The 8,071-nt window shown below is 45.8% G+C and carries 8 protein-coding genes; 2 read left to right on the plus strand and 6 right to left on the minus strand.

Annotated elements, in window-relative coordinates; translation table 11 throughout:
* The coding region (locus tag KDK17_RS03875) for an ankyrin repeat domain-containing protein (protein WP_257287390.1) at positions 1 to 587 on the plus strand (587 nt) is incomplete at its 5' end.
* Positions 588 to 602: 15 nt separating this feature from the next.
* Here KDK17_RS03875 and KDK17_RS03880 read toward each other — a convergent pair.
* The gene (locus tag KDK17_RS03880; RefSeq protein WP_257281834.1) at positions 603 to 971 is read right to left on the minus strand and encodes a hypothetical protein; all 369 of its coding nucleotides are present in this window, start codon (positions 969 to 971) and stop codon (positions 603 to 605) included.
* Positions 972 to 1,107: 136 nt separating this feature from the next.
* On the opposite strand from KDK17_RS03880, the gene KDK17_RS03885 reads away from it, so the two are divergent.
* Entirely contained in the window at positions 1,108 to 1,770 is a 663-nt protein-coding gene (locus tag KDK17_RS03885) for a DUF47 domain-containing protein (protein WP_257252873.1), read from the plus strand.
* Positions 1,771 to 1,798: 28 nt separating this feature from the next.
* Here the strand turns inward: KDK17_RS03885 and KDK17_RS03890 are convergent, their stop codons facing one another.
* The 5 genes from KDK17_RS03890 to KDK17_RS03910 all read right to left on the minus strand — a co-directional run.
* Complete coding sequence (locus KDK17_RS03890) at positions 1,799 to 2,224, minus strand: H-NS family nucleoid-associated regulatory protein (RefSeq protein WP_257281835.1); 426 nt, start codon at positions 2,222 to 2,224, stop codon at positions 1,799 to 1,801.
* A gap of 48 nt (positions 2,225 to 2,272) precedes the next feature.
* On the minus strand, positions 2,273 to 2,941 hold the full coding sequence (locus KDK17_RS03895; protein WP_257287391.1) for an epoxyqueuosine reductase QueH: 669 nt from the start codon (positions 2,939 to 2,941) through the stop codon (positions 2,273 to 2,275).
* 739 nt (positions 2,942 to 3,680) lie between these two features.
* On the minus strand, positions 3,681 to 5,531 hold the full coding sequence (locus KDK17_RS03900; protein WP_257287392.1) for an F-box/WD40 repeat-containing protein: 1,851 nt from the start codon (positions 5,529 to 5,531) through the stop codon (positions 3,681 to 3,683).
* Positions 5,532 to 5,772: 241 nt separating this feature from the next.
* Positions 5,773 to 7,587, minus strand: a complete 1,815-nt coding sequence (locus KDK17_RS03905; RefSeq protein ID WP_257287393.1) for an F-box/WD40 repeat-containing protein — start codon at positions 7,585 to 7,587, stop codon at positions 5,773 to 5,775.
* A 271-nt stretch (positions 7,588 to 7,858) separates the two neighbouring features.
* A partial coding sequence (locus KDK17_RS03910) for a hypothetical protein (RefSeq protein WP_257287394.1) occupies positions 7,859 to 8,071 on the minus strand: 213 nt, incomplete at its 5' end.

Genomic DNA, 8,071 nt, shown 5'->3' on the forward strand with positions numbered 1-8,071 from the left:
GCCTTGAGATTATTAACAAACTAATCAATCTGGGTGCGAATATTGATCAGCCTATCATGCACGATATAACAGTACGTAGCTTTTTAAAGGGGAAGCTAAACAAGAAGAAATTTAATGACATAGAGACATTGGCTGATCATCTGAAAGATATAAGACTGGGAGTTCAATTCCACGGAGATGAAATTGTAGCATTAATTGGCGAGTATAATAAAACTTATCACAATAATGATAAAGCACGTGAAAAAGTTGAAGAGGCCATCAGCAATAGAAAAACACTTCTACAGAAAAAAGGCTGCAGAAAGACTGTACTGATGGCAGCTATTGAGTCTGACGCACTAAGTTTCATCCAATTACTATTAAAACGATCTGATTTCACTCTTGACCAGTTAACAACTGAAGGTGATAGTCCATTAGATTATGCAAGAAAAAAAGGTGCTCATACAGTTGTCAAATTTCTGTCCGATGTTGTTTCAACAACCGGTGCTTTCCCAACAAATAGTGGGAATACAATGCAATCATCAAATCATCCGTTCACTAACAACTCGACTGCCGGAGCCATACCTCCGAAAATACAAAAAATGAGCTGATTTAAATAACTCAAGTTACCCACCATCCTGAAAATTAGCCGTTATAGGTGACATGAAAAATGATCTCAAGGCTCGATCATTAATGCAGGGAACACCCAATGGGCGTTTATCCTTCTTTCCCGGCTTTGGTATCCATACTCTTTTGACCGGCGGTGCCTTGTAGCCCTGTCGATGAATAGATGTCAGTGTTTGCTCAAGCCATTGACCGAAGCCTTTCTTCGTCTCTTCCATTGTCAATCCATCAACCCCGGGCGATGTCCCATTGGGAATCTTATTCAGATTCGAACAGAGGCTCGCCGGTGTGATGTGATGAGCCAAGCTGGTGAGTCGAAGTTTCGGATTACTCCGGGCTTTAGCTGCTACCCTTTCCAGTCCCGTTACCATAGCTGGTTTACCTTCTCTCTGCGTAGAAGCCCGTAAACGAAAAAGCACCGCCATTGATGGTAGCGCTTTTCCTCAATTCTACTGAACATCTACTCAACACACTACGGCAATTCCCTGTCCGGTCGATAACGCCTTTATGGATCTGGAAACCTTTGCCAGCCTCTTCTCAGGCTCACCGTTCAAACCCTTGCTACGACATCGCAATGCCGTAATGAATGCACTTACGCACCTCAACCGGCAGATTCAAGTCCTTAACTCTGAACACACAGAGACCGTTGCCAGCAGCTCCTGGATCAAAGAACTTCCCCATCAACTGGAAGCAATGGCGCAAGAAGTGCTTTTCTGCCTGCAAAAACCATCACTGATGGCTCAACCCAGAGAAGTGATCATGGACGCACTTCAGTCCCAGAACCAGCTGGCTCATCAGACCTTTCGACTGTCAGAACGATTAAGCTATCGTCCCCTTCGATTACCAGCCGAAATGAGCGTGCCACTGAATGACCTGACCCGACAGTTTGGCAAGACTGTCTATCAATTAAGGCGGGCCGTCATCGAATTAAATGAACTCAGTCAGGGCGGATTCAGAAAGCAGTACAACCAATCTCAAGGTCGCTTCAGGAGAAATCTTGCCTGTGATGTCGATGAACTCAGAAAGATCAGTCAAGAAATTCGGGAACAAACCTGCCTGATGGAAAACACGATAGACCCGGTGGATGTCGCCCTGCTGTTTCTGATTCTGGACGACATCAGTGACCTGTCTTTATGGATGCGTACCCTGGTAACTCACTTGCAAGCCTGACAAGACCCACTGTAAGACACTGTTACCCTTAATCTGCAATGCAGTGAATCCTCTTTTTGCCGGTACGATCGAGATAGTCCTGAAACTCTTTTGGCAAGCGTCCTGTTGTTGAGCCATACCAGCGCACCGTATCGCCGGAGTTTGTCTGAAACTCGAAATTATGCTTGGAGACGTTTCTCCTGCGCTTGCCTTCCTTACCTATCTCTTGCAAAAGATTCAGGTCAGACATCGAGAGGCCTTTGGCCTCCATGACTTTCTTGATCTCTTCCACACTCTGAAGCTTTTCTTTTCGTTTTATATCTGCGGCTTCTTTTTCCTGGTTTTTTTCTTCCAGCACCTCATTCAGCCGGTTAATGATACGCTCCATCTCATCCATACCCACATCCCTGAAGAGAGAACGGATTCTGGTTTTACTACCCAGACGATGCAGAAGTTCTTCAAATATATTCATCATCAGACCTCAATGTATCAAACAAGTGTGGTTAGCCCACGAAGGCACCATTCAGTGTTCACCATAAAACTTGATAAGTCGTTTAATTCTCGGGCGACCCTGACTCATCCGCCAGCGATTGGTATCTCTCAGACTATACACACAGCCACAATACTCCTGTTGATAGAAACGCTGATCCTTGGAAATTTCAATCATTCTCGAAGCGCCACCCTGTTTGCGCCAATTAAAAGTCCAGTATGTCAGATCCGGATACCGATTGGCAGCTTCAACGCCGCAGCGATTGATTTGCTCAAGGTTCTTCCAGCGGGAAATACCCAGTGTGCTGGAAATAAGATTAAAACCATGTTCAAAAGCATACAACGCTGTTCTCTCAAAGCGCATCGAAAAGCAAATTGAACACCTTTCTCCACGCTCCGGTTCGTCCTCATACCCCTTGACCCGATCAAACCAGTTTTCAGTATCATAGTCGGCATCAATAAAGTTGATGTCATTTTTTTCACAGTAACGCTTGTTCTCTTTTTTCCTTAACTCATATTCTTCCAGGGGATGAATATTTGGATTATAAAAATACACCGTCTGCTCAAAACCAGACGCTTTAATGGCACTCATGATTTCACAGGCACAGGGAGCACAGCAGGAATGCAATAAAATTCTCCTTGAGCCATTGGGAGACTTCAGGACAGGCCTTTGATAGTTATCTGCAGAGTAGGGTGTATGCATGAGACGAATACCCGAATCCAGAGGAGTTACTTTAGTTAAATAGTAAACAGGACAATTGAGAAATGCTTTTTCCTTATATCCATGAATTAAGGTCAGTTTGAGGCAAAAAAAGACAAGGAGTCTTCAGATAACCTGGCTATCTTTCGGATACCAAACCGAAGACATCTAACCGGAGGCACCCTATCTGTAGCCAGAGTATTCTGTGATGTCGATGATTTTTGCCCAATTTTTGCAACAGACTAGCATAAGCAACTTATCTACAATGTCAATAAAGCAACAGTTATATCAAAACTGTCGCTCAGTGAAATAATGATCATCATCTATTTTCATCAGAATGCCTTTCGGAACTTCAAACGTTGCTAGCTCAACCTCATTGTCCAACACAGGTCAGATTGTTTATCTCAAGACACAGTGCAGGGGACAGCTAACAGGTTTGTCATGTATTGCTGGATTCAACGGCAATTGTCGTTTTTGATAAACACCGTATCAATAGTCACAGGATATTCTCAAAAGAAGCCAAGTGAGGAAAGACGTCAACTGTTTACAATACGACTCCAGGCTCGATCTCACGATCACGCATTGTCGAGAAATCTTGTCCTTTTGTTTCACGACCGACGATGCTGATGATCGAAAAATTTACCGGACCTTGTTGAGGGATTCCCAGGCTGGCCATATAAAGGTAGTTGAATGCTCGATTTTGAGTTTCACAAAAGACGCATTCACAGGGTGAAAAGCAGAATCAGAGGATATTACACCAAAAACCCTGGCTTGCGGATTCAGGAGTTACACTAAGTTCAGTGATTTTCACGGTTTCATCAGCATCGTCATTCTGACCACTGTGAGCGACGGTCACCACATAGTCGCCATCGAGGCTGAAGATGGCTGACGTGACGGGACCAGCACGATAAATGGTCGCTTTTTCTAACCAGGATCCACCGAGCATCTGACCATAGATTTTCGCCTTGCCGTCAGCACCTGCAGTCACTACATGTCGGCCATCCGTGCTGAAGGTTGCTGAATGGACCCACCCCCTATGAGAAATGGTCGCTTTTTCCTCCCATGACCCATCGTTCTTCAGGCCGTAGATCTTCGCCCTACCATCGTCACTGGCAGTCACCAAATGGCTAGCATCGGGGCTGAAGGTCGCTGATCTGATCCAATCTTTGTGGCAGATGGTCTCTTTTTCTTCCCATGATTCACCGTCCTCCTGGCTGTAGATTTTCGCCGTTTCATCAGCACTGGCGGTGACCACATGGCGGCTATCGGGGCTGAAGGCAACCGATAGAATCGAACCAATATGGGAAATGATGCCTCTTTCTTCCCATGATCCATCGTCCTCATAGCTATAGATGTGCGCCGTTTTATCGTCACAGACGGTCACCATGTGGCAGCTATCAGGGCTGAAGCTGACTGATTGAATCGCCAGATCATTGGTTAAAGTGGCTTCTTCTTGCCATGATCCGTCTATCGCCAGACCACAGACTTTCGCATTGTGATCACCACTGACAGTCACCACATGACAGCTATCGGGACTGAAGTTGACTGACCTGATCCAACTATTGTGACGAATGATGACTTGCGGTTGCCATGGTCCATCGTCCTTCAGGCCGAAGATTTGCGCTGTGTGATCGTCACCGGCGGTCACCAAATAGCGACCATCGGCGCTGAAGATCGCTGAAGCAGAGTCATCCTGATGGGAAATGATGGTTTTTTTTACCCATGAACCACCGTCCTCCAGACCGTAGATTTTCGCCTTTCCATCTCGACTGTTGGTTATCAGATAGCGACTATCGGGACTGAAGGTGGCTGAATAGACGGCGTCCTCATGAACAATAATGGCTTTTCGTTCCCATGAACCACCGGCCTCTTGACCATAGATTCGCGCTGTACCGTCGTAACTGAAGATCACCGCATGGCGACTATCTGCGCTGAAGCTGGCTGTACATCCCAAACGGCAGTTAAGAATGAGGACTTTTGGCTGCCATGATCCATCAACCTCCAGGCTACAGATTTTCGCCATGCCATCAAGACCGGCGGTCAATGCATGACAAACATCAGCGCTAAAACTGGCTGACTGGACATTTTTATTATGTGAGATGACTTGTGTGGCTAACTTGAATGTTCTTGATTGAGACTTTCGTTCAGTGTTAATAAAATGAAGCAGAGCAGGTAAATGAGGACTGCTTCGGCGTTTTATGAGTGACTCGATTAAATCCTTATCATTGATAAACCGCTCCATCCAACGGCGGAGTTGATCATCATCTTTTGAAGTGACAGTAGTCTTTAGAAGACACTGTTGTGGTGAAGGAAAACGGCGATACCATTCCTTTGCCAAAGTACAATCTTCTTGAATAATTTCTCTAAAGTAGGTACATACCTGTTTTAAACGGGCAATATCCTTGAATCTCAAACAGCCAATAATTTTCAACTGTATTTCGAGGGGTAAATAAAGCAGTAAAGGTTTAACCTTGTCAGATACAGTGATATTCCTGCCCGCATAGACACCCGTTGGTGCTCGCGCCAATATAAATTGATGAGGTGCTGGGGGAATTGAACCGCCAGTGGTGCCGTTATTATCTACTCTGTTCATACCCGGATTCTATTAAGTGGTTACTTATCCTCGATTTGATAGGATATTCGGAATTAATTTTGTAAAAACATAGTCGGCTTAGAATGGAAGCTAGTAACATGCTGCTAAGAGCAACTAACAAAATTGCCGCCAGCCCATGGACTATCCGTCTTTTTCTCCGCAACAAACACTTCGCGTGGGGCAGCGCCCGCAGGTTTTTCATTTATTGATTCAACATGAGACACAGCAAACGACCAATTATTCACCCGAGTTCAATGACTTTCACGGTTTGACCGTTACCATTGTTCCGCCCATCATTAGCAACGGTCACCACATAGTCGCCATCGGGGCTGAAGATGGCTAAATCGATGCGACGAATGTGGGAAATGGTCGCTTTTTCTAACCAGGATCCATCGAGCATCTGACCATAGATTTTCGCCGTGCCGTCTTTACTGACGGTCAACACATGTCGGCCATCGGGGCTGAAGATCGCTGATTTGACCCACCCCTTATGAGAAATGGCCACTTTTTCTTCCCATAATCCATCATCGGCCTTCAATCCATAGATCTTCGCCGTGCCATCGTCACTGGCGGTCACCAAATAGCAGCTATCGGGACTGAAGGTCGCTGATCTGACCCAATTTTCATGGAAGATGGTCTTTTTCTCTTCCCATGTTTCACCGTCCTTCCGGCTATATATTTTCGCCGTGTTATCAGCACTGGCGGTCGCCACGTGGCTGCTATCAGGGCTGAAGACAACTGATAGAATCGACTCATTATGGGAAATAATGTCCTTTTTTGCCCATGATCCATCACAGACCTGGGTATAGATTTTCGCCGTGTTATCGTCACCGGCGGTCACCACATGATGGCTATCGGGGCTGAAGCTGGCTGACTTGACCGAGAGATTATGGGGTAAAGTAGCTTCTTCTTGCCATGATCCGTCTATCTCCTGACCATGGACTTTTACATTGTAATCGCTACTGACAGTGACCACATGTCGGCAATCGGCACTGAAGCTCGCCGAGCTGACTGTACCGTTGTGACTAATGATGGCTTCTGGTTGCCACGATCCAAAGTCCTCCAGGCCGTAGATTTGCGCTGTGTGATCACGACTGACGGTCAACACATAGCAACTGTCGGCACTAAAGGTCGCTGAATCGACGGAACGACCATCATGGGAAATGGTGGCTTTGCGTTCCCATGAACCATCGTCCTCCAGGCCATAGATGATCGCCGTGCCATCGTTACCGGCAGTCACCACATAGCAACCATCAGGACTGAAGGCGGCTGAGTAAACAATTTCCTCATGATCAATAATGACTTTTCGCACCCATGAACCATCGGCCTCTTGACCATAGATTTCTGCCGTGCCGTCGTTACTGGCGGTCACTACATGGCGGCCATCGGCGCTGAAGCTGGCCGAACTTACTTTTTGGTCGTGACGAATGGTGACTTTTTGTTTCCATGATCCATCAGCCTCCAGGCCAAAGATTTTCGCTGTGCCGTCATAACTGGCGGTCACTATATGGCAAACATCAGGGCTGAAATCGACTGAGCAGACAAGGCTATTATGCAAAATAGTGCCTCTTGTAACTGATTTAAGTTTTTCAATTTGAGACTTACGTTCTGTATTAGTGAAATGAAGCAGAGCAGGTAAATAAGGACTGTTTCGGCGCTTTATGAGCGACTCAATTAAATCCTTATCATTGATAAACCGCTCCATCCAACAACGGAGTTGATCATCATCTTTTGCAGTGACGATTGTCTTTAAAAGAAACTGGTGTGATGAAGGAAAACGACGATACCATGCCTTTGCCAGGGCATTATCTTCTTGAATCACTTCACGAAAGTAGGTACACACCTGTTTTAAACGGGCAACATCTTTAAGCCTCAAACAGCCAATAATTTTCAAATGTGTTAAGACGGTCAAATTGAGTAGTGAAGGTTTACTCTCGTCAGGCACAGTGATATTTCTACCCTCACTGACACCCGTTGGAGCTTGCGCCAATAGAGTCTGATAGGGTTCTGGTGGAGGTGAACCGCCGACGGTGCCGTTATTTTCCAGTCTATTCATGCTCGGAATCTTCGAAGTGAGTAGTTGTTCTCGATGAGAAAGAAAATTCAAAATTAATGCAGTCATGTAGAGTCGGTCTAAGGATGAAAGTTCATAACATGTTGTTAAGAACAACTAACAAAAATGGCGCCAGCCCATGCATTTACTTTGCCTTTATCTGCAACAAATGATTAACAGAATGGATGATACATACTGAAGACATTTTTTGTTCAATTACCCTGAACAGAGGTATGGGTAAACGTGCACGGCGCAGGAACCTTAGAGTCATGGGTCAAAAGAGGCGACATATATCCTCACTCAGAGGTTCATCTTCCACCCAAAGTTCGGTGATTTTCACGGCTTGACGACGACTACCGTCCCGAGCAATGTCTGCGACGGTTACTACATAGTCGCCATCGGGGCTGAAGGTGGCTGATCTGACGCAACCACCATGGGAAATGGTCGCTTTTACTAACCAGGTTCCATCGAGCATCTGACCACAGAT

The sequence above is a fragment of the Endozoicomonas sp. SESOKO2 genome, assembly GCF_024606245.1.
Classification (GTDB): domain Bacteria; phylum Pseudomonadota; class Gammaproteobacteria; order Pseudomonadales; family Endozoicomonadaceae; genus Endozoicomonas_A.

Bases quoted from the DNA above. Each gene is read 5' to 3' on its own strand.
- KDK17_RS03895 (WP_257287391.1), bottom strand. From the start codon at position 2,941: ATGCATACACCCTACTCTGCAGATAACTATCAAAGGCCTGTCCTGAAG.
- KDK17_RS03900 (WP_257287392.1), bottom strand. From the start codon at position 5,531: ATGAACAGAGTAGATAATAACGGCACCACTGGCGGTTCAATTCCCCCA.
- KDK17_RS03880 (WP_257281834.1), bottom strand. From the start codon at position 971: ATGGTAACGGGACTGGAAAGGGTAGCAGCTAAAGCCCGGAGTAATCCG.
- KDK17_RS03905 (WP_257287393.1), bottom strand. From the start codon at position 7,587: ATGAATAGACTGGAAAATAACGGCACCGTCGGCGGTTCACCTCCACCA.
- KDK17_RS03890 (WP_257281835.1), bottom strand. From the start codon at position 2,224: ATGATGAATATATTTGAAGAACTTCTGCATCGTCTGGGTAGTAAAACC.
- KDK17_RS03885 (WP_257252873.1), top strand. From the start codon at position 1,108: ATGGATCTGGAAACCTTTGCCAGCCTCTTCTCAGGCTCACCGTTCAAA.